Origin of the sequence: Krasilnikovia sp. MM14-A1004 (assembly GCF_047159485.1) — a bacterium.
Classification (GTDB): Bacteria; Actinomycetota; Actinomycetes; order Mycobacteriales; family Micromonosporaceae; genus Actinoplanes.
Map to the genome: position 1 here is coordinate 5,794,923 of NZ_AP038773.1, position 19,674 is coordinate 5,814,596.

21 protein-coding genes, 1 tRNA gene and 1 other RNA gene are annotated in these 19,674 nt (G+C 69.6%); 10 read left to right on the plus strand and 13 right to left on the minus strand.

The features are described 5' to 3' along the window. Positions 1 to 114 precede the first annotated feature (114 nt). The 5 genes from ACMCNN_RS24900 (at position 115) to ACMCNN_RS24920 (ending at position 4,998) form a co-directional block, all read left to right on the plus strand. Entirely contained in the window at positions 115 to 909 is a 795-nt protein-coding gene (locus ACMCNN_RS24900) for a hypothetical protein (RefSeq protein ID WP_412742933.1), read from the plus strand. 267 nt (positions 910 to 1,176) lie between these two features. Further along, complete coding sequence (locus ACMCNN_RS24905; protein ID WP_412742934.1) at positions 1,177 to 2,061, plus strand: hypothetical protein; 885 nt, start codon at positions 1,177 to 1,179, stop codon at positions 2,059 to 2,061. A 160-nt stretch (positions 2,062 to 2,221) separates the two neighbouring features. Further along, positions 2,222 to 2,740: a DUF4240 domain-containing protein gene (locus ACMCNN_RS24910; RefSeq protein WP_412742935.1), complete on the plus strand. Its 519-nt coding sequence runs from the start codon at positions 2,222 to 2,224 to the stop codon at positions 2,738 to 2,740. Positions 2,741 to 2,998: 258 nt separating this feature from the next. After that, positions 2,999 to 3,280: a hypothetical protein gene (locus tag ACMCNN_RS24915; protein WP_412742936.1), complete on the plus strand. Its 282-nt coding sequence runs from the start codon at positions 2,999 to 3,001 to the stop codon at positions 3,278 to 3,280. A gap of 98 nt (positions 3,281 to 3,378) precedes the next feature. Further along, positions 3,379 to 4,998 carry a diguanylate cyclase gene (locus ACMCNN_RS24920; protein ID WP_412742937.1) on the plus strand — a complete coding sequence of 540 codons (1,620 nt, stop codon included), beginning with the start codon at positions 3,379 to 3,381 and terminating at the stop codon, positions 4,996 to 4,998. 819 nt (positions 4,999 to 5,817) lie between these two features. On the opposite strand, the gene ACMCNN_RS24925 is transcribed toward ACMCNN_RS24920, so the two are convergent. From ACMCNN_RS24925 to ACMCNN_RS24935, 3 genes are all read right to left on the minus strand, one after another. Then, positions 5,818 to 6,216, minus strand: a complete 399-nt coding sequence (locus ACMCNN_RS24925; protein ID WP_412742938.1) for a hypothetical protein — start codon at positions 6,214 to 6,216, stop codon at positions 5,818 to 5,820. A 207-nt stretch (positions 6,217 to 6,423) separates the two neighbouring features. Then, positions 6,424 to 6,496, minus strand: a tRNA-Ala gene (locus ACMCNN_RS24930). An 83-nt stretch (positions 6,497 to 6,579) separates the two neighbouring features. After that, entirely contained in the window at positions 6,580 to 7,137 is a 558-nt protein-coding gene (locus ACMCNN_RS24935) for a YqgE/AlgH family protein (protein ID WP_412742939.1), read from the minus strand. A gap of 158 nt (positions 7,138 to 7,295) precedes the next feature. Between ACMCNN_RS24935 and ACMCNN_RS24940 the strand changes: the two genes are divergently transcribed. Beyond that, on the plus strand, positions 7,296 to 8,108 hold the full coding sequence (locus tag ACMCNN_RS24940) for an S-methyl-5'-thioadenosine phosphorylase (protein WP_412742940.1): 813 nt from the start codon (positions 7,296 to 7,298) through the stop codon (positions 8,106 to 8,108). Positions 8,109 to 8,183: 75 nt separating this feature from the next. On the opposite strand, the gene ssrA is transcribed toward ACMCNN_RS24940, so the two are convergent. From ssrA to pruA, 8 genes are all read right to left on the minus strand, one after another. Next, positions 8,184 to 8,565: a transfer-messenger RNA gene (ssrA, locus tag ACMCNN_RS24945) on the minus strand. A 102-nt stretch (positions 8,566 to 8,667) separates the two neighbouring features. Beyond that, a complete protein-coding gene (gene smpB, locus ACMCNN_RS24950) occupies positions 8,668 to 9,144 on the minus strand; it encodes an SsrA-binding protein SmpB (RefSeq protein ID WP_412742941.1) in 477 nt (158 codons plus the stop codon). Between the two features lie 84 nt (positions 9,145 to 9,228). Next, positions 9,229 to 10,494: a M23 family metallopeptidase gene (locus tag ACMCNN_RS24955; protein ID WP_412742942.1), complete on the minus strand. Its 1,266-nt coding sequence runs from the start codon at positions 10,492 to 10,494 to the stop codon at positions 9,229 to 9,231. A 53-nt stretch (positions 10,495 to 10,547) separates the two neighbouring features. Beyond that, positions 10,548 to 11,423 carry a permease-like cell division protein FtsX gene (ftsX, locus tag ACMCNN_RS24960; RefSeq protein ID WP_412742943.1) on the minus strand — a complete coding sequence of 292 codons (876 nt, stop codon included), beginning with the start codon at positions 11,421 to 11,423 and terminating at the stop codon, positions 10,548 to 10,550. A gap of 66 nt (positions 11,424 to 11,489) precedes the next feature. After that, the gene (ftsE, locus tag ACMCNN_RS24965) at positions 11,490 to 12,170 is read right to left on the minus strand and encodes a cell division ATP-binding protein FtsE (RefSeq protein ID WP_130510856.1); all 681 of its coding nucleotides are present in this window, start codon (positions 12,168 to 12,170) and stop codon (positions 11,490 to 11,492) included. Between the two features lie 99 nt (positions 12,171 to 12,269). Next, positions 12,270 to 13,382, minus strand: a complete 1,113-nt coding sequence (gene prfB, locus ACMCNN_RS24970) for a peptide chain release factor 2 (RefSeq protein ID WP_412742944.1) — start codon at positions 13,380 to 13,382, stop codon at positions 12,270 to 12,272. A gap of 88 nt (positions 13,383 to 13,470) precedes the next feature. Further along, positions 13,471 to 13,986 carry a PadR family transcriptional regulator gene (locus ACMCNN_RS24975; RefSeq protein WP_412742945.1) on the minus strand — a complete coding sequence of 172 codons (516 nt, stop codon included), beginning with the start codon at positions 13,984 to 13,986 and terminating at the stop codon, positions 13,471 to 13,473. A 286-nt stretch (positions 13,987 to 14,272) separates the two neighbouring features. Then, the gene (pruA, locus tag ACMCNN_RS24980; protein WP_412742946.1) at positions 14,273 to 15,901 is read right to left on the minus strand and encodes an L-glutamate gamma-semialdehyde dehydrogenase; all 1,629 of its coding nucleotides are present in this window, start codon (positions 15,899 to 15,901) and stop codon (positions 14,273 to 14,275) included. 125 nt (positions 15,902 to 16,026) lie between these two features. Between pruA and ACMCNN_RS24985 the strand changes: the two genes are divergently transcribed. After that, a complete protein-coding gene (locus tag ACMCNN_RS24985) occupies positions 16,027 to 16,962 on the plus strand; it encodes a hypothetical protein (protein WP_412742947.1) in 936 nt (311 codons plus the stop codon). Here ACMCNN_RS24985 and ACMCNN_RS24990 read toward each other — a convergent pair. Both ACMCNN_RS24990 and ACMCNN_RS24995 read right to left on the minus strand, forming a co-directional pair. After that, the gene (locus ACMCNN_RS24990) at positions 16,959 to 17,420 is read right to left on the minus strand and encodes a DUF6912 family protein (protein WP_412747260.1); all 462 of its coding nucleotides are present in this window, start codon (positions 17,418 to 17,420) and stop codon (positions 16,959 to 16,961) included. The two genes, ACMCNN_RS24985 and ACMCNN_RS24990, sit on opposite strands and share 4 nt — an antisense overlap. A 141-nt stretch (positions 17,421 to 17,561) precedes the next feature. Then, a complete protein-coding gene (locus ACMCNN_RS24995) occupies positions 17,562 to 17,996 on the minus strand; it encodes a rhodanese-like domain-containing protein (RefSeq protein WP_412742948.1) in 435 nt (144 codons plus the stop codon). A gap of 93 nt (positions 17,997 to 18,089) precedes the next feature. Here ACMCNN_RS24995 and ACMCNN_RS25000 point away from each other — a divergent pair, with 93 nt between their 5' ends. The 3 genes from ACMCNN_RS25000 to ACMCNN_RS25010 all read left to right on the plus strand — a co-directional run bounded on the left by ACMCNN_RS25000 (position 18,090) and on the right by ACMCNN_RS25010 (position 19,650). Then, a complete protein-coding gene (locus ACMCNN_RS25000; protein WP_412742949.1) occupies positions 18,090 to 18,569 on the plus strand; it encodes an Lrp/AsnC family transcriptional regulator in 480 nt (159 codons plus the stop codon). A gap of 30 nt (positions 18,570 to 18,599) precedes the next feature. Continuing rightward, positions 18,600 to 18,827, plus strand: coding sequence for a helix-turn-helix domain-containing protein (locus tag ACMCNN_RS25005; RefSeq protein WP_412742950.1), 228 nt, complete (start codon positions 18,600 to 18,602; stop codon positions 18,825 to 18,827). Positions 18,828 to 19,044: 217 nt separating this feature from the next. Further along, the gene (locus ACMCNN_RS25010) at positions 19,045 to 19,650 is read left to right on the plus strand and encodes an Rv3235 family protein (RefSeq protein ID WP_412742951.1); all 606 of its coding nucleotides are present in this window, start codon (positions 19,045 to 19,047) and stop codon (positions 19,648 to 19,650) included. The last annotated feature ends 24 nt before the right edge of the window (positions 19,651 to 19,674 follow it).

Here is a 19,674-nt window from a genome sequence, read left to right on the forward strand (position 1 = left end):
AGGGGCTGGAGTGGTCCGAGAGGTGACCCTCCGCGGCGTTCGGATAGCCGATGTGCTTCTCCCGTGCCCAGTGCTCTGCGCTGGTCACATTCACGCTTCTGAAAGGAACCTCCCATGAATCGCCGCACCATCGCGGGTGCCTGCGCAGCCGTGCTTCTCGCGGTCGCCGCATCGTTGGTCGCCACGCCGGCAGTCGCCGGCACCCGCAAGGTGACGTTCAAGCCGGCCGCGTCGTACGCCGACGCGGGAGCCGCCATCACGTTCACCGCCACCGCACCCCTGGGCAGCTCCCGGCTCCGGGTGGAGCACAAGGTGGGCAATCGTTGGGTCCACAACGCCACGACCGTCGGCAAGGTCACCAGCAGCAAGAAGTCCCACGGCGTCCTCAGGTTGACGGGGTCGGTCCGCCCGGCGTGGGGATCCGGCTGGTACCGCGTGTCCGTGCGCAAGGGCGGTAAGACCGTCGTCAGCAAGGCCGTCAAGCTCGCCGGGTACAAATGGGTTCCCCTTCGCACGGTCGCCCCGGCCCCCACGCCCGGCCAGGCCGACGGGTCGGTGGCCGTCAACGGCCGAGGCGTGCCGCGCTGGGACGGCTTCTCCTCCCTGTGGGGCAACACCGACAAGGACATCTCCGAGGACTACGCCGTGTCCTGCCGCAAGGTCGATGTGGCGCTCGTGTTCAGCCCCGGAGCGACCGCCGGCTCCGCGAGCTGGGAGTTCATTACCGGCAACGGCAAGGTGCAGACCTTCGCCGGTTCCGTGGCGAACCGACAGACGCGCAGGACGCTCTCCCTCGACGGTTCGTCGAGCCTCACCATCCACTACACACTGACAAACCTCCGGTACGACATGGGCAGCGGCGAGGACGGCAAGATTGACTTCGCCGCCCTCGGCTACTGCCACCGCTAGCCGCACCCGGCTACCGGCACCGCTAGCCACTCTCGGCGACGGCTCGCCGTCGCAGGCGCTCACTGCCTGCGGCGGCGAGCCCGTTCGCATTCGGGAGTCAGCAGTCTGCAGCCCCGTATCGATGTGCTTTTGATCACCGGGCGAGAAGTGGATCTTGTTGCTCTTCGTCCATTCCGCAAGTCGCCCCGGGCAAGCCGCTTCCTTGCATCCCGCCTGTCCCTCTGCGACATTTGCTCGGCTCTTGATCATCAAATGCACGGAGGAACCATGGGCTTCGGCCGTCTCGGCACGTTCGCGTTGACCACAGGTGTCGCACTCGCTGGTGGGATGGCTCTCACAACACCAGCGTCCGCGGCGGCCGGCGCGGAGGTGGCGTTGCCGGCATTCCTGGTGGGAAATCTCGACAAGCCGGAAGCGGTGGCCGCCAAGGCCCTCCACGCCGACTGCTCGGGCGTCGAGGCACCCGGGGCCGGGTACCGGACCTGGAGGTTCGACACGGCCGCGAACGGAAAGTTCAAGGTCTTCACAGCCGTGTTCGTGGGTGCCAAGAAGAAGAAGCTCGCTGTGGGACGCTGGGCTGCCCTGGATCCACAGAACCCTTCGAAGTACATCGCCCTGGACGACCTGGGCGACCTTGCCGAACGGCCCGAGTTCAAGGACATTGCCCAGCAGCTGGCGAACGATGACACCCGGCTTGCGGCGCTGGCCGAGCATCTGGGCTTCGATGGCCTTCCCGAGCTGGGGCTTCACGGTGCCATGTCGGTCGACTTCGGACCGGACCGCGAGATGGCCGCCCTCACCCTCCCGACCGGCTGGAAGCTCCGCGCGGCGTCCACCGTGATCGAGAGTGAGGCTGCCACGCCGGAGGACGTCGCCGATGAGGAGACGACAACGCTGGACGTCACCGGCGTATGTCCTCCCCAGAAGCGCCACGGCCACGCGAAGCACCACCGCGGCAAGCACCACCACCGCAAGCATCACCGCCACGCCAAGAACCGCCACCACCACGGCAAGCACCACCATGGAAAGCACCACCACCACGGCGCGAAGCACAATCACCACGGCGCGAAGCACAACCACCACATCAAGCACCACCACGCGAAAAACCACCACGCCAAGAACCACCACGGAAATCACCACCACGCCGGGTAGCAGAATCCGGAAGCGGCCCGGCTCATCCTGAGCCGGGCCGCTTCGTCGTGATGGCGAATCGCTCGAAGGATGCCGTCAGCCCAGCGATCACGTGATCCGTAGAGGCAGCATTGCCGGCTCGGGTCGCCAGTCCCCGGCGTTGGGCAACGGAGTCGGGGCCGTGAGCCATACGCTGCTCGTTGTGATGGATCAGAACGCCTTCTGGGCGTTGATCGGCATGTTGGGTCGAAATCCGGACGACGATGATTTCACGCGGTTGACCGACCTTCTGGCCACCCGGAGCGCGGAGGACATCACACGCTTCGCCGACCTCCTCGCGCACGCCCTGTATGCGCTCGACACACCAGCGCATGTCGAGGCCGTCCGGCCGCTCATCGTCGGTGACGACTCCTTCCTGTACGCACGATGCGCGGCCGTGGCCGCTGGCCGCAGGACGTACGAGAAGGTTGCTGGCAAACCAGAGTCGCTGGAACGCTTCGCCGACCGGGATGCCGAGCTCCTGCTGACGGTCGCGCCCGAAGCCTTCGAGCGCGCCACCGGCATGCTCTGGGACCACGAAACCCCGGTCAGCTATGAAATGGGCAGCAACCACTCCGCCCGGGGCGGGAGCCCCTGTGCCGACCCGGCCAACGACGCCTCGCTCGTGGCTGACCATGGTTTGCGGCTGGGGTCCCGGTGACTGGCCACCGGCCTACGACGAGGTCCTCGACCATGTGTGGCAGGCATTGGTCCACGATCCGGCCTGGAAACAGTGGTGGTCGGCCGCGGGCGTACCGGAATGTGAGTTGCTCCTGCTGTTCGACGCCTCCCGGGCCCCCAGCGCGACCTTCAAGAAGGGCCGCAAGCGAATCTCAGCGGAGTTCGTCCGCAATCCGGCGCCTTCTTCCGATGACGGCCCAGCCGGTCTGGTGCCGCGCGCACTCGATGAGGTACGTCCATGCTGGCGGCGGTGCGCGACCGGTTCGACCTTCCGCCGCTGCCCGCTGCCAACCTGCCCTCGTTACCCGCAGACATCGGAAGCGGCTGTGCAGATGGCGAACCAGTGCCGCCCTTGCCGCCCGAACTGTGGAAGCGCCTCACCCGACAGGGCGGACTGAAGCCGGAGGCCGTCGAGGCGTACTACCGCCACAACCCCGGCGCGGAGGGAGCGGACTTCTGGCTTACGCATTTCTCGTCCCGGACGGACAGCCCCGGCGGTGGCCGGCCCGAGGGCCGCTAGGCCATTCAGCGCCGTCCGATACCGATACCGGAGCAATTGCCGTCACCTTCGGCGGGCTGGGGCCGACAAGGCAGAGAATGACGGCGTGGGGTGGATTGATGACGGGCCACGCGGCTGACGTCGAGGAGCTGTCGGCTGCCCTGCTGGCGCTCGAGGACCGGATCGTCGTCCCGGACCCCGAGGCTGGTTACGCCGCCGCGGCCGAGTTTGAGCGGCAGGCCGCCGCCCTGGGCGATGAGAGCCTGCTCATGCGCGCCCGCCTGCGCCGGGCTGTCATGCTCGACCGGGCCGGTGACCTCGCGGGCGCAACCCGGCTGACCCAGGAGGTCTGCAACTGGGCGGCCGTCCACGGTGACCGCCGGCTGCAGGCCCGCACCCACGCGTTCTGCGCGACCATTGCACAGGTGGCCGGGGATGCGGCGAAGTCTCTGGAGCACGCACTGAGCGCGGTTGAGCTGCTCGATGACACCGCCACCCCGTACATGCAGGTCTCGTTCCGCGCTGCGCTGGCCGATGCACTGGGCCACAACGGCGACATGGAATCGGCGCGGCTGCGTTACCGCCAGGCCGAGGCACTGGCCCGGGAACTGGAGCAGTGGGAACGGCTCACCGTCGTGCTGAACAACTGGGCCTGGGCCGAGTACGACGCCGGTGACCTCCCGCGGGCCGGGGAGATCACCCACCGCATGCGCGAGCATGTCGACGCGCACGGCATCGACCTCGACCCGACGGAACTGGACACGATCGCGGTGATTCAGATCGGCAACGGCGAGTACGCCGAGGCCGAGGCGACGATGCTGGAGTGCATCGCCCGCCACGAAGCCGGCGAGTCCGACGGCGCCGACGATCTGGCCGACTACCTGCTGACCCTGACGCGGGCACAGCGTGGTCTCGGCGCCACCAGCCGGGCACAGGTGAGCCTGGGCGCTGCCCGCTCGCTGTGCCTCGAACGCGGGTTGCACGAGGTCCTGGTCCGGGTGCACCAGGAGCAGGCCGAACTGCACGCCGCCCGCGGGGAACACGCCGAGGCGTACGCCGCCCACAAGGTCTTCCAGGCTGCCCAGAAGGGCTTGCGCGCGGAGCAGGAGCAGGAGAAGGCGCTGCTCCGGCACGCCGTGTTCGAAACCACCGAGGCCCGGCAGGAGGCCGGCCGGTTCCGGGACCAGGCCCGCCGCGACGCCCTCACCGGCCTACCCAACCGCCGCTATGTCGACGAGGAACTATCGACGCTGATCGCCGCCGACCCCGACCTCACCGTGGCGATCGCCGACATCGACCACTTCAAACAGATCAACGACACCCTCTCCCACGATGTCGGCGATCAGGTCCTCGTCCAGGTCGCCAAGCTCCTCGGCACCGAACTCGCCGCCACGAACCCGGCCGGGTTCGCCGCCCGCCTCGGCGGCGAAGAGTTCCTCCTCGTCCTGCCCGCCACCCCGATCACCCGCGCCGCCCAACACCTCGACGCAATCCGGCACGCCATCAGCGAACACCACTGGCACGACATCACGAACGGGCTGCCCGTCACCATCAGCATCGGTGCCGCCGCCGTCAGCGAAACCTCCCCACCCAGCCAGGCCGGCGCCCTGGCCGATGCCGACCGCAACCTGTACGCCGCCAAACACGCAGGCCGCAACCGTGTCATCACCGGAACACCACCCGAACGCCGCACGCGCGCCTACCGCGACCGCAACCCCGACGGTGGTCAGACGAGGTGACGGAGCCGTCGGCCTCCAGGTCACCCAGCCCGACCGATCGGTTCTGGCTGTTTGCATCGTCGACCGCGCAACTCGACAACGGACTGCTGTCGGCGCTGCCGGAACCCCTGCTCGCCGGAACCGCGGCGGGCATCGTCTTCACCGCCCGGGCGCTACGCCACGCGAAACCATCACCGGTGCCTACTCCGATCCAACCCGAGCCACCGAGAGGGCCCACGCTCCCTCCATGGGCGCGTGATGTGACGGAGCCACCCAGTTCGGTCTGACTGGTGCGGGCGCGCTCACCGGCGCCGGGGTTGGCCCGGCCGCCGTCGCCAACGGCGTAACAACGGCCACCAGCGTCCGGTCTGCGCGCCACGGTGCGCCGCGTCAGTGGCGGCGGCACACCCGCCAGTGATCGCGGCCAATTCGGAGGCGAGCCTGCTCCTCATCGGCAGCCGGCCTGCACCAGGCTCGCTAGCTGTTCGATCTAGCGTGGGCGAATGGGCGCAGGAATCCGGGATGCCGAGTCCGCCGGGAACCGCGGGCACGGGAAGGGCTGACCTGCTCGTTTGAACCAGCACGCCCGATGCGGCGCGCCGCCGGGTGACGCCTCATTGGAATGTGCGGCCCACGGTGATGCGGGTGGTTGCCGCCCCGGTTGGAACGTGGAGGTCGGCATGTCCCGTCGCGCAGATCGGCGAGCCAGGCGCGCCTTGATGTACCCGCCGGAAGAGCGCGGTCGTCGGATTCTGTGGCGAACGGTTACCTTCGCCGGTTGCCTGGCGCTCACCGCCCCCGTCTGCAGGTTCGGCAATACTCGCCCGCGCATCGGCAGGGCTACGGCAGCCAGTGCGGCCATGAGGAGGGTTGGCCCTCGGGGCAACGCTGGGCGGCCTGACGCGACCTTCCGGCGGACTCCGCGAAGGGGGTGACCTTGTCTGTGGTGGCGTGATCGAGGACGAAGATGATGGCAGCGGCGAACGAAACCGCCGCCACCGTGACAGTCAGCCATCTGACCGTGTTCCGGCGGGCGGCCAGGACCAGAACAGGTGCGGCCAAGGCGGTGAGGAATCCCGCGTACAGCCCGATCCGGGCGATCGACTCGAAGAAGATTCCGGCGCTGGCTCCCGCATCGAGGTGCTGTGGTCCAACGCAGTAGGCCACAGCGTCGTAGATGATCCACGTCTGGAACCAGCCCAGGAGTGCGCCACCGGCGCAGACGAGGGCTCCAGTCACGATCGCGGCCGCAAGCCGAACGGGGCGGTAGCGGTCCGGAGATGGCTTCGGCCGCCGAGGCGCAGTCGGGTCCGGCGGAGATGTCATCCACCAACTGAATCATGGCGGTGCAGGCTCGAGTCGGATGATCGAGGCCGTTGCCGTCAGCGCGGCTGATCCGACCCTGGAAAGCGCAATGGCCTGGACAGAAGTCCAGGCCAAATGGGGTGGAGCTGAGGGGACTCGAACCCCTGACCCCCACACTGCCAGTGTGGTGCGCTACCAGCTGCGCCACAGCCCCTTGCGGCACCCGGTCGCCCAGGCACTCACGGAATAGTACACACCCCGGCCGGGCCGTCTCGCGCAGGGCCCCGGGTCGGCGCGTCAGTTGAGGGATACGTCCGGCGGGAAGTGGGCGACAGCGGCCAGGATGTCGCCCTGCCGGCGCAGCACCATCGCCCACAGGTCGTCGGGCCGGCTCACGAACGGGTCACCCGGCAGCGCATCGAACACGAACCACGACCCCGAGGCGATCTCGCTCTCCAGCTGGCCTGCGGACCAGCCCGAGTAGCCGGCGAAGACCCGGATCCCGGCCAGGCTCTCGCGGAGCCGCTCCGGGTCGATCGAGAGGTCGACCGTGCCCAGCGCCCCGGACACCTGGTGGAAACCGGACACTCGCTTCGTCACCTCCGGGCGGGTGCGGGCGAGGCAGATCGCGGATTCGGGCTGCACCGGGCCGCCCTCGAACAGCACCGGGGGTTCACCCGCCAGGTCGCCCCAGCCGCCCAGCACGTCGGCGACGGGCACCTCGGTCGCGCGGTTGAGGACCACGCCGAGGGCGCCCCCCGCCTCGTGCGCGACAAGCAGGACGACCGTACGGTCGAAGTTGGGGTCTTTCAGGGTGGGCGTCGCGACCAGCAACTGACCGGTCATCGACTCCATCGACCGGCCTCCGATCCGCTGTTCCTCGCTATGCACGGCACCCCCGTTGCCCGCGGTGGTACGCCGGGCGGGGCACCGCCCGGGCCGTGACCGTGGAAGCAGTCAACGCCATGCATCGCACATTAGCCTGCGCCCCGGGCCACCGATAAGGTCTGGACATGACCGAGGCATCTTTGGTGGCAGACGTCGGGGTGATCGGCGGCTCCGGGCTGTACGCGCTCCTGGACGACGCGACCGAGCACGAGGTGTCCACGCCGTACGGGTCGCCTTCGGACAAGATCACCGTGGCGGAGGTCGGCGGGCGCCGGGTGGCGTTCCTGCCCCGGCACGGCCGCGACCACCGGTTCCCGCCGCACAAGATCCCGTACCGGGCCAATCTGTGGGCGCTGCGCTCCCTGGGGGTACGCCAGATCATCGCCCCGTGCGCGGTGGGTGGGCTGCGGCCCGAGCTGGGGCCGGGCACGTTCGTGGTGCCCGACCAGTTGATCGACCGGACGAGCGGCCGGGAGCAGACGTACTACGACACCGGGGCGGTGCACGTGTCGTTCGCGGACCCGTACTGCCCACAGGGGCGCCGGGCCGTGCTGGCGGCGGGGGTACGGCAGGGCGTCGAGGCGGTGGACGGCGGCACGGTGGTGGTCGTGCAGGGGCCGCGGTTCTCGACCCGGGCCGAGTCGCGCTGGTTCTCGGCGATCGGCGGCACGATCGTCAACATGACGGCCCATCCGGAGGCGGTCCTCGCCCGGGAGCTGGCGCTGTGCTACTCCTCGATCGCGCTCGTCACCGACCTGGACGCCGGGGTCGAGGGCGACCACGGCGTCACCATGGCGGACGTCTTCTCGGTCTTCACCGCCAACACCGCCCGGCTGCGCGAGGTGCTGCTGGATGCGGTCGCCGCCCTCCCCGTGGAGCGGACGTGCGCCTGCGAGCAGGCCCTGGACGGCATCAAACTGCCGTTCGAGCTGCCGTAGCGCACTCCGGAGGGCAGCGCTCCGGCCTTGTTGCGCACGATGCCCCGGCGGGCTGCCGGGGCATCGTCGATCTGTCTGTGGAGGTGCCGGGAATCGAACCCGGGTCCTTCGTTGTTTTGTCAGGGCTTCTCCGAGCGCAGCTCACTATGCCTCTACTCGGCCCCACCAATCACATGAGCAAGTTGGTGTGACGGGCCCAGTCGCTGATTGATCTCGCCGCACGGTCCCCGCGACCGGGACCGATTGGCCAGCCTCCTAGCTGATGCCGGTGACTGGGACGGAGGCGCTCCCAGACCGACAGACCACGCTACTTGCCTCAGGCGGCGAGAGCGTACTGGTCAGCGGCAACCTTATCGTTGGCGCTTATTGTTTTCCGACGACCGATTCTCGAGACGACGTCGGCTTCCTCGGCTCGCTTCCCCTGTCTCCACGTACGAAGTCGAAACCAGTCACCCCCTAGTCGTGCCGCACAGGTGTGCGGACGTACCAGCCTAACGTCTCCGGGCTCGCAGGTCATTCCGGTATCACCGCGCCACGCTTGTGGCGCCGTTCACGCTGGTCAGTCCATGCCCTTGCTGCGCCGACCCATGGCGCGGGTGATCTCACGCTGGGCGTCGCGGGTGGCCATGTCCTGCCGCTTGTCGTAGCTCTTCTTACCCTTGGCCAGGCCGAGTTCGACCTTCGCGTACCCGTTGTGGAAGTAGACGGACAGCGGCACGAGGGTCAGGCCGCTCTCCCGCAGCTTGCCGATCATCTTGTTGATCTCGTCGCGGTTGAGCAGCAGCTTGCGTACGCGGCGCGGCTCATGGTTCGTCCAGGTGCCCTGCGTGTACTCCGGGATGTGCATCCCGTGCAGGAAGATCTCGCCGTTGCTCTCGTGCCCGAACGCGTCCACGAGCGAGGCACGCCCGGCGCGCAGTGATTTGACCTCGGTGCCGGTGAGTGCCATCCCGGCCTCGTACGTGTCGAGGATGGCGTAGTCGTGGCGCGCCTTGCGGTTCGAGGCCACGACCTTGCGCCCCTGCTCGCGTGGCATGACCGACGACCCCCCGGGGATGCAAAGACGGTGAAGCAAAGAAAAGGCCGACGCGGACCGCGCCGGTTCCGCCCATGCTACCGCTCAGCAGAGACAGCCCGGCAGGTAGCGCAGCGGGTTTCGCGGTACGCCGCCGAAGCGGGTCTCGAAGTGCAGATGGGAGCCGGTGGACGCGCCGGTGCTGCCGACCAGGCCGATGGTCTCGCCACGGCTGACGTACTGGCCGACGTGCACCAGGATCCGAGACTGGTGGCCATAGCAGGTGGTGAAGCCCTGGCCCTGGACCCGGCCGTGGCTGATGCAGGTGTAGTTGCCGTACCCGCCGTACCAGCCGGCCTGGATGACGCGGCCCGCGGCGGCGGCGTGGATCGGGGTGCCACTGTCGATGGCGAAGTCCGTGCCGGCGTGCAGTTGCCACACGTGGAACCAGGGGTCGTAGCGCCAGCCGAAGTCACTGGACTTCCAGGCGCCGCGTACGGGCATGAGCAGTTGCCCGCCGACGTACACCCCGCGGATGGCGTCGGGGCCGTTCTGGGCGCGGCGCAGGGCCTCCCGGACGCGCTGTTCCTGGACCCTGGCCTCGCGATAGCGCTCCAGGACGGCGGAGCGCTGGGCCTGGGCGGCCCGGAACGCCGTACGCCGGTACTGGGTCAGCCGGACCACGGCCACGCGGGCCTGCTCGGCCCTGACCTGTGCCGTACGGGCGGCGGCGAGCTTGTCCGCGGCGGCGCCCGCGGCCTCGTCGGCGGCCCGGCGGGCGAGCCCGGCCCTGTCCTGCTCGCTGCGGACGTCGCGGCGGGCCAGGACCAGCGCGTCGACGTCGTCCTGTTGCCGGGCCATGACCTGGCCGACCAGGCTCATCCGGTCCAGGAGGTCCTGCGGGCCGGTGGCGCTGATGAGCACGTTGATGCCGCCGATGCGGGCGCCCATGTAACTCGCTGTGGCGATCTCGTCGACCCGCTCGCGGCCCTGCTCGACGCGCGCCTGCGCGACGGCGAAGCGATCGGCGGCCACCTGGTACGCGGCTCGGGTCGCGTCGGCGCGGCGGCGCGCGGTGTTGGCCGTGGTCTGCGCGGCGGCCACGGTGCCCCGGGCCGTGGCGACCCGGCGTTGCGCCGCGGGCAGGGCCGCCGTGGCGACCGTGAGGCGCCGGGCAGCGGCCCGGGCCTCGGTGGTGGCGTTCTCCAGGACGGCTTCGGCCCGCTGGACGGCCCGCGTGGCACGCCGGAGGTCGTCCTTGCTGTCGGCCGCCGCGGGAGCCGGTCCGGCCAGCGCGACGCCTGCCGTGGCGAGCACGGTCAGGCAGGCGCCGAGCAGCGCGGATCGGCTACGTCGCTGGTGAGCCCTCACGAGGGGTCACCATATACTGACTAACTGCGACAAAGGTGCGTACGCGGGCCTTGTCAGACCTTCAGGTAGAAGCGGAGCGTTACCCACGCCGTGATCGCGCTGACGCCGGCCCCGACCGCTGCCAGCAGCGGCAACATCAGCATGACGTTGCCGGTGGGCACCGGGGTGAGGATCTTCGTCAGGGCCTGCAACTGCCCGTCGAGCAGGACGAGCTTGCCGACCAGCAGAGCCAGGAAGCCGAAGACGGAGCCGATCACGCCGGCCACCACGGCCTCCAGCACGAAGGGTGCCTGGATGAACCAGTTGGAGGCGCCGACCAGCTTCATGACCGCGACCTCGCGCCGCTTGCTGTACGCCGCCACCTGGATCGTGTTACCCACCAGCAACAGCGCGGCCAGTGCCATCACGGCTGCCGTCACCAGTGACATCAACTGGATCGAGTTGAAGATCTTGAACACCTTGTCCAGCAACTGACGCTGGTCGACGATGTCCTGGATGCCCTGCTGGCTCTGGATCTGATCCGCGAAGTTCTTGTACTCCTCCGGGTTCTTGAGCTTGACCCGGAACGACTCGGGCAGGCTGTCCGGAGTCACCGACTTGACGAAGTCGGGCGAATCCTGCCAGAGCACCTTGAACTTCTCGAAGGCCTGCTGGCGACTCTCGTACTCCTTGCTGGCCACCAGCGGGTTGTTGTCGATCGCCTGGTTGATGGCCGTCCGCTGCGCGTCGGTGACATCCTTCTTCAGGAAGATCGAAACCTGGATCTCCCCGTAGTAGTACTTCTTCATCTGGTCGACCTGCATGTACATCAGCACGCTGGCGCCGAGCATGGTCAGCGACACCGACATGGTGATGATCATGGCGACCGTCATCGTGACGTTTCGCCACAGGCCCACGAGGACCTCGTTGAGGACGTACTTCAGGCGCATCGGGGGGTTCCTTCCGGGACTCCGCGTCTCACAACATCGACTTCGACACTCAGGCGGGGCCCGGCTTCAGCCGTAGACGCCACGGGCCTGGTCGCGAACAATCCGTCCGCTTTCGATCTCGATGACCCGGCGGCGCATCTGGTTGACGATGTTGGAGTCGTGCGTGACCATCACGACGGTCGTACCGGTCCGGTTGATCCGGTCCAGCAGCCGCATGATCTCGATCGAGGTGTCCGGGTCCAGGTTTCCCGTGGGCTCGTCGGCCAGCAGGATCAGCGGCCGGTTCACGAACGCCCGGGCGACCGCGACGCGCTGCTGCTCACCGCCGGAGAGCTCGTGCGGGTACCGGTGCTCCTTGCCGCCGAGACCGACCAGCTCCAGCACCTCGGGCACGACCCGGCGGGCGACCGCCTTGGTCTTGCCGATCACCTCGAGGGCGAACGCCACGTTCTCGTACGCCGTCCGGTTCGGCAGCAGCCGGAAGTCCTGGAACACGCATCCGATGGAGCGCCGGAAGTGCGGGATCTTCCAGGAGCGCATGGACGTGACGTCCTTGGCGTTGACCATCACGCGGCCGTGGGTCGGGGAGACCTCGTGCAGCAGCAGCTTGATGATCGTCGACTTGCCGGAACCGGAGGGACCGATGAAGAAGACGAACTCACCCTTCTCGATACCGACGCTGACATCGTCCAGCGACGGCCGAGACGCCTTGGGGTACGTCTTCGTCACGTTCTCGAGCTGAATCACGGGTGGAGAGTCTACGCGTTGTAACCGAAACGCCAAGCCGCCCGGGGCCGGTAATTTTGCACCGGCGATCACCGCAGGCCCGCCGAACGGCCGATCAGGTCAGCCGGCGAGCTGCTTCTGCTTGCGCCAGCGGATACCCGCCTCGATGAACTCGTCGATCTCCCCGTCGAAGACCGCGGAGGGGTTGCCGGTCTCCTGCTCGGTCCGCAGATCCTTGACCATCTGGTACGGATGCAGCACGTATGACCGCATCTGATCGCCCCAGGAGCCCGTGGTGTCCTGTTTGAGGCCGGCCAGTTTGGCCTCCTCCTCCTGGCGCTTGCGCTCCAGCAGACGGGCCTGCAGCACCCGCATCGCGGAGGCCTTGTTCTGCAGCTGCGACTTCTCGTTCTGACACGTGACGACGATGCCGGTCGGGATGTGGGTGAGTCGCACCGCGGAGTCGGTGGTGTTCACGCTCTGTCCACCAGGCCCCGACGAACGGTAGACGTCGACCCGGATCTCGTTCTCCGGAATCTCGATGTGGTCGGTCTGCTCCACCACCGGCATCACCTCGACACCGGCGAAGCTGGTCTGCCGCCGCCCCTGGTTGTCGAACGGGCTGATCCGCACCAGCCGGTGCGTGCCCGATTCCACGCTCAACGTCCCGAATGCGTACGGCACCTTGACCGCGAAGGTGGCGGACTTGAGCCCCGCCTCCTCGGCGTATGAGGTGTCGTAGACCTCGGTGGGGTAGCCACGCCGCTCGGCCCAGCGCAGGTACATCCGCAGCAACATCTCGGCGAAGTCCGCGGCGTCCACGCCGCCCGCACCGGCCCGGATCGCCACGACCGCCTCGCGGGAGTCGTACTCCCCGGACAGCAGGGTCCGGACCTCCATCTCTTCGATGGACTTGGTGAGCGCGACGATCTCGTCACCGACCTCCGCGATCGAGGCCTCGTCACCCTCCGCCTCGCCCAACTCCAGCAGCAGGCCGGCGTCGTCGAGGCGGGTACGCAGCTTCTCCAGCCGGGCGATCTCCCCGGAGACGTACGACAGCCGGGAGTTGACCTCCTGGGCGCGCGCCTGGTCGTCCCACAGGTCCGGGGCGGACGCCTGCTCCTCCAGCTCCGCCTTGTCCCGGCGCAACCTGTCGACGTCGAGGACGTTCTCGATGTTGCGCAGGGTGGCGTCGAGGGCCTTGAGCTGTTCGGGATAGTCGGCTGCACTCACGACAGATAAGACTACGCGCCGCCCGGCGGCATTCCCTGCCGGGCGGCACGGTGCTGCACCATCCGGCAGGTGCGGCGTCTGTGTCGCGCTATGTGGCGGGCGCGGCCTTGAGCCAGCTCAGGGCTGCCTTGTGATAGGCGACCGCGAACTCCAACGCGGCGGCTCCGTACTGGTCACCGGCCTTCTTGGCCTCCTTGGCCTGCTCGCGGGCCATCGCCAGAGCCTCCGAGTGGTACTCGTTGGCGCCGACGTACAGGCTCTTGAGCTGGTTTCCGGAGCTCTGCTCACCGAACGCCACGCGCAGGGCGACCGGGTTGCGGATCGCGTCGCGGCCGGGCGACTCGGCGAGCCACCGGGTGAAGGCGCGTTTGCCGGAGGCGGTGAGTGCATAGGGCTGGCTGGACCGTGGCCCGGGCTTGCCGAGGCGGACGTACCCCATCTCGGCCAGGACGGGCAGCTCGCGGTAGACCTGGCTCCGCGTCATCGACCAGTAGGGCCCGAGGCGCCGTTCGGCAGCCGCCATGAGCTGTCCGCCGGTCATCGGCCCCTCGTGAAGCAGGCCGAGCAGAGCGGCAGCCGTGGGATTGATCTGAGAGTCGGGCATGCCTTCTAAGCTGCCACTTTGTTGCTTCCGCGTCCAGGATTTCGCCCGATCCGTCCATTTTGCGTCTCCACAAACGACTGTCCCGCACAGACAGTCCGACCAGGAGGGTCTGTACCAGGCGTTTTCCTCATGACCAGGCCTGTGACCTGGTAAGATGGCCCAGGAAAACGGTCAGACGGCGCTCTGGGTCGATAACAGCCGCAAATCGTCCGAAATCTTCGACGCCACGCCCTTCCGGCGGAGGGGCCGTCACGGAAAATCGCGCAACGGCCCCGATACCGGACAATTAACCCATATGCGGGTAGCGCCAGTCCGTCGGCGGCTCGAACGTTTCCTTGATCGTCCGCGGGGACACCCAGCGCAGCAGGTTCAGGATCGAGCCCGCCTTGTCGTTCGTGCCGCTGCCCCGGGCACCGCCGAACGGCTGCTGCCCCACGACCGCGCCGGTCGGCTTGTCGTTGATGTAGAAGTTGCCAGCCGTGAAGCGCAGCGCCGCACCGATCCGGTCGATCGCCGCACGGTCGGTGGCGAAGACCGAGCCGGTCAGCGCGTACGGCGAGGCCGCGTCGGCCTGCGCGATCGTCTCCTCCTCGGCGCCGTCCTCGTACACGTGCACGCCGAGGATCGGGCCGAAGTACTCCGTGGTGAACACCTCGTGGGTGGGGTCTGTGCACTCCACCAGCGTCGGGGCGACGAACCAGCCCTCGCTGTCGTCGGCCGTACCGCCGGCCAGCACGGTGCAGGCCGCGCTGTTCTTGATCCGGTCCAGCGCCGCCGCGTGCTTGGCGAAGGCCCGCCCGTCGATCACGGCGCCGCCGAACGTGGACAGGTCGGTGACGTCACCGTACGTGATGGAGGCCGCCGAGGCCGCGAGCCGGTCCCGCAGCCCGCCCTCCCAGATCGAGCGGGGGATGTACGCCCGCGACGCCGCGGAGCACTTCTGCCCCTGGTACTCGTACGCGCCGCGCAGCAACGCGGTGTGCAGCGTGTCGGCGTCCGCACTGGCGTGCGCGAAGACGAAGTCCTTGCCGCCGGTCTCGCCGACCAGCCGCGGGTACGACCGGTACCGGTCGATGTTGCTGCCCACCTCGCGCCACAGGTGCCGGAACGTCGCGGTCGAGCCGGTGAAGTGGATGCCCGCCAGGTCAGGATCGGCCAGCACCACGTCGGAGACCGCCAGGCCGTCGCCGGTCACCAGGTTGATCACGCCCGGAGGCAGCCCGGCCGCCTCGAACAGCCGCATCGTGTAGTGCGCCGACAGCTGCTGTGTGGGCGACGGCTTCCAAATCACCGTGTTGCCCATCAGCGCGGGCGCGGCCGGCAGGTTGCCCGCGATCGCGGTGAAGTTGAACGGGGTGATCGCGTAGACGAAGCCCTCCAGCGGCCGGTGGTCGAACCGGTTCCAGATGCCCGGCGCCGACTGCGGCTGCTCCGCGAGGGCCTGCTGGCCGAACGCGGCGTTGAAGCGCAGGAAGTCGATCAGCTCGCAGGCCGCGTCGATCTCCGCCTGGTACGCGGACTTCGACTGGCCGAGGATCGTCGCCGCGTTCAGCGTGTCCCGCCAGCCGCCGGCCAGCAGCTCCGCGGCGCGCAGGAAGACCGCGGCCCGCTCGGCGTACGGCAGGGCCCGCCAGCCGGGGGCGGCCCGCTTCGCCGCCGCGACTGCCGCGGCCGCGTCGGAGCGGTCCGCGTTGCCGAGCACCCCGAGCACGTGGTGGCGGCGGTGCGGCTGCACGACCTCGATGGCCGGACCCGACCCCATCGACTGCTTGCCGTCGATCGTCATGGTCAGCTCGACGCGCTCGCCCCGCATGGCGTCCACGCGCGCCTGCAACGAGGCCCGCTCGGCGCTGCCGGGGGCGTAGCCGCGGACCGGCTCGTTCCGTGGCTCGGGCACGGACAGCTGGGCGTCCATCTCGCACTCCTTCTCCGGGGTCTCCGGTTCTGGGGGTATCCGGCTCAGGGGGTCTCCGGCCGACTCGGATCCATCCTTGCACGGCCCGAACCGGCGCTCAGTCGCTCACGCGTACCCTGACCGGCATGACATCGCAGCAGGACACGGCCGTTTCCACCGGATCGGGCGAGCGCGCGCCGTTCGCCGGGATTGCGCTGGCAGCCGTGGGCCTGCTCTGGATGGCCGGGATGCTGTGGTCGGCCCGCGCCACCGTCACCGGGCGCACCGACGCCGAGTCCGAGGTCGTCGCCACCGCGTACGCGCTGCCCGGGATCGTGTCCGCCGCCCTGGTCGCGGGCGCGACCGGGGCGCTCGCGGTGCTGGGCCTGTTCGGGCGCCGCGCCCGCGGCGCGGGCGCCCGCTTCGCGGTCACCATCGGCACCGGGCTGGCGCTGGGCGCGCTCGGCGCGGTCCCGATCATCACGATCAACACCGCGGGCTGGGTGTACGCCGTGGCCGGCGGCACCGTGGCGGCCGCCGCCACGATCGGCGGCGCGCTGGCCGGCTTCCGCGAGCCACGGGTTGTCGCCGCCGCCTGCTGGGGCGCCATCGCGGTCTTCGTGGTCGGCTTCGCGCTCAACGTCGCGCAGGTCCCGCTGCTCGAGGTGTTCGGCGCGGGCAGCACCTCCGCGTCGCAGACCTCCGCCGCGGGCTGGTTCTCGCTCACCCAGTCAGTGCTGGGCGGCCTCGCCGCCGGAGTCGTGTCGTTCCGGGTGCTGCGCCGCTCGGCCGCGGGCCAACTGCGCTGGCCGATGTACGCCCTCGCCGGCGCCGGCCCCGGCCTGCTGCTGGCGCTGACCGAGATCCTGGCCAGGACCGCGGGCGCGCGGGTGCTCGAACTCGCCGGGCGGGTCAGCGAGCTGGAGCTGACCGTGCAGCGGATGCTCGGCGGCGCCCGGCTCAACAACGCCCTGATCGTCCTGTTCGCGGGGGCGATCAGCGCGATCGTCCTGTTCGGCCGCACCCTCGGGCCCGTGCCGGGCGACGAGGACGCCCCCGCGGAGTCCGAGGTCGGCTCCTAGATCAGCTCGTCCAGCTCGGAGACCGCGTACCACTCCAGTTCGTGGTCCTCCGCGCCGTCCACGGTGAACTGCGCGTCCGGGTCGCCCGCGAGCGCCTCGTCCACCACCTCCGCCGCGGCGGCCACCTCGGTGACCGCCTCCGTGCCGTCCACGTGGATGGCCGCCACGTCGGCCAGCGCCACCGGCTGGGGCAGCCTGACCTCACTGGACCCCAGCTCGACGTCCTCGCGGACCAGCGCGGTCGACGGCACGTCCGCCGAGACCACGACCCGCCGCCGGGGCGCCTGCGCGTCCTGCCGCAGCAGGTGCAGGGCGCCCTGGGCGGCGCGGGTGAACGCCACGTACTCCAGCTCCTCCTCGTCGCCCTCCGCGTACCATTCGCGCAGCGCCGGGGTGACCGCGTGCGCGACCGTCGGGCCGTCGCCGAGCCGGCCCGACGCGCGCAACGCGGCCAGCATCGGCACGGTCGCCGGGACGTACACCCGGACCAGATCGGTGATCGGCACTGTGCTTCCCCCTGTGGTTGGACCGTCCCTGTAGTACACCGCCGAGGGCCACGGTGGAAGTCCAACCCACCACGCGTGTCACGATCGTGGCCATCAACACCCGCAGCTCTGCCCCACGGGTGCGGCCAGCGGGTCCGGTGGGAGGGTCGCGTCGCCCTCGGCGCCGCGCAGCGGGAAGCCTTCCCGCGCCCAGTACTCGACGCCGCCGATCATCTCGCGGGCGGTGTAGCCGAGCAGCGAGAGGGCGAGGGCGGCCCGGGTGGCGCCGTTGCAGCCCGGCCCCCAGCAGTAGGTCACCACCGGCACGGCCGGGTCCAGCAGGCCGGGGGCGCGGGCGGGGATCTCGGCGTGCGGCAGGTGCAGCGCTCCGGGGATGTGGCCCTGGGCCCAGGCTTCCGAGCCACGGGCGTCGATCAGGACGAATCCGGGTTCGCCGGAGGCCAGCGCGGCGCGGACGTCCGACGCGTCGGTCTGGGTGGCGAGGCGCTCGGCGAACAGGGCGGCGGCACGTTGCGGTTCAATGATCATGAAAAATACGGTACGGGCCGGAGCGCTCACGTGACACCGCCTTCCCACGGCCCACTCCGCGATCGACCGTTGCTTCACCGGTACTGTTGAGGCATGGCCGTGGAATCAACATTGGATCGCACCGACTGGCGCATCATCGAGGCGCTGCAGGCCGACGGCCGGGCGAGCTACGCCGACCTGGCCCGGATCGTGGCCATGTCACCCAGCGCCGTCGCCGAGCGGGTACGGCGACTGGAGGAGACCGGGGTGATCACGGGTTACCGGGCCACCGTCGATCCGGCCCGGGTGGGCCTGACGATCATGGCGCTGGTCCGGCTGCGGTATCCCACGGGCAACTACCGGCCGTTCCGCGCGCTGCTGGACAGCACCCCGGAGATCATCGAAGCTCATCACGTCACCGGGGAGGACTGCTTCGTCCTCAAGGTCCTCGCGCGGTCCATGCGGCACCTGGAGGAGGTCACCGGGCGGATCGCGGGACTCGGCTCGGTCACCACGAGCGTCGTGTACTCCAGCCCGCTGCCGGATCGCGCAGTCACCGCCCCCACTACGGCCGCCGCACCGGTGGCAGACTGAGGCCCATTGTCGTCGAGCCGGGAGAGGCGCGTGGAGGCCAGGTTCCTACTGCTGTCCGACGTGGCCACCGAACTCAACGTCTCGGACTCGCAGGTCTATCACATGGTCCGCAGCGGTGAACTGCCCGCGATCAAGATCGGCGGGCGGGGTCAGTGGCGCGTCGAACGCGCGAAGCTGGAGGAGTACATCCAGCGCAAGTACGCCGAGACCGCCGACTGGGTGCACGAGAACCCGCTGATCGAGCGCGACGCCGACTGACGGCTCCCGTTCCGCTCCGAACCCGAACTCTTCAACTTCTCCCCTCGCTCCACATTGGGCATTGACGCGTGCACATGCGGCCCGGCACACTCGGTGACCGGAGGCAAACGAAAGCAAACGCAGAGAAACGCCTCCAGACAACGGGATGGGTGGTGGCGGTGTGACGACGGTCGAGGTGGCACCACGGGGTCCCAGGCCGCCGATCCGGATCCGCCGCGTGCCGCCGTGCGATCCGCCCTTCGACGACGAGCTGGACGCCTCGGTGTGGGCACCCGCGCACCAGCCCGCCTTCCGGTGGCCCGATCACCCAGCACCGACTGCGGCCGGTCCGGCCGACAACACCCGTGGTGAAGCCACAAGCGGGGTCGCGGGCAGCAACGGGGTCGCGGCCACGGGTGCGGGGCCGGCGGCGGCCGTGAGCGGTATTGCTGCCGGTGCCGTGGCGCGCGGGGTGTCCGGGGAGGCACGGGCTGCGGTGCACCGGTTCGTGAGCGCCTTCGTCGAGGTGCTCAACGGGTACCGTCCGGCCGCGCATCTGCGTCGGCTGACGCTGCCGGCGCAGGCTGCCCGCGTGGTCGCGCAGGCGGTCACCGGGGTGCACCGGGTGGCGGAGCTGCGCCGGGCCGGCTCGCGCCGCACCACCGACCGGCACGGACGCGGGGCGGCCCCGGCAGCCGTGCTGCGACTGCGCTTGTGCGAGCCGCGGCCCGGTGCCGTGGAGGCGACGGTCCTACTCGTCACGGGCGGCCGGACCTGGGCGCTGGCGCTCCGCCTGGAACTCGACGACCAGACCTGGCTCGCCACGACCGTGCAACTGGTCTGAGCCCCTGGGCTGGTCTGCCGTGGA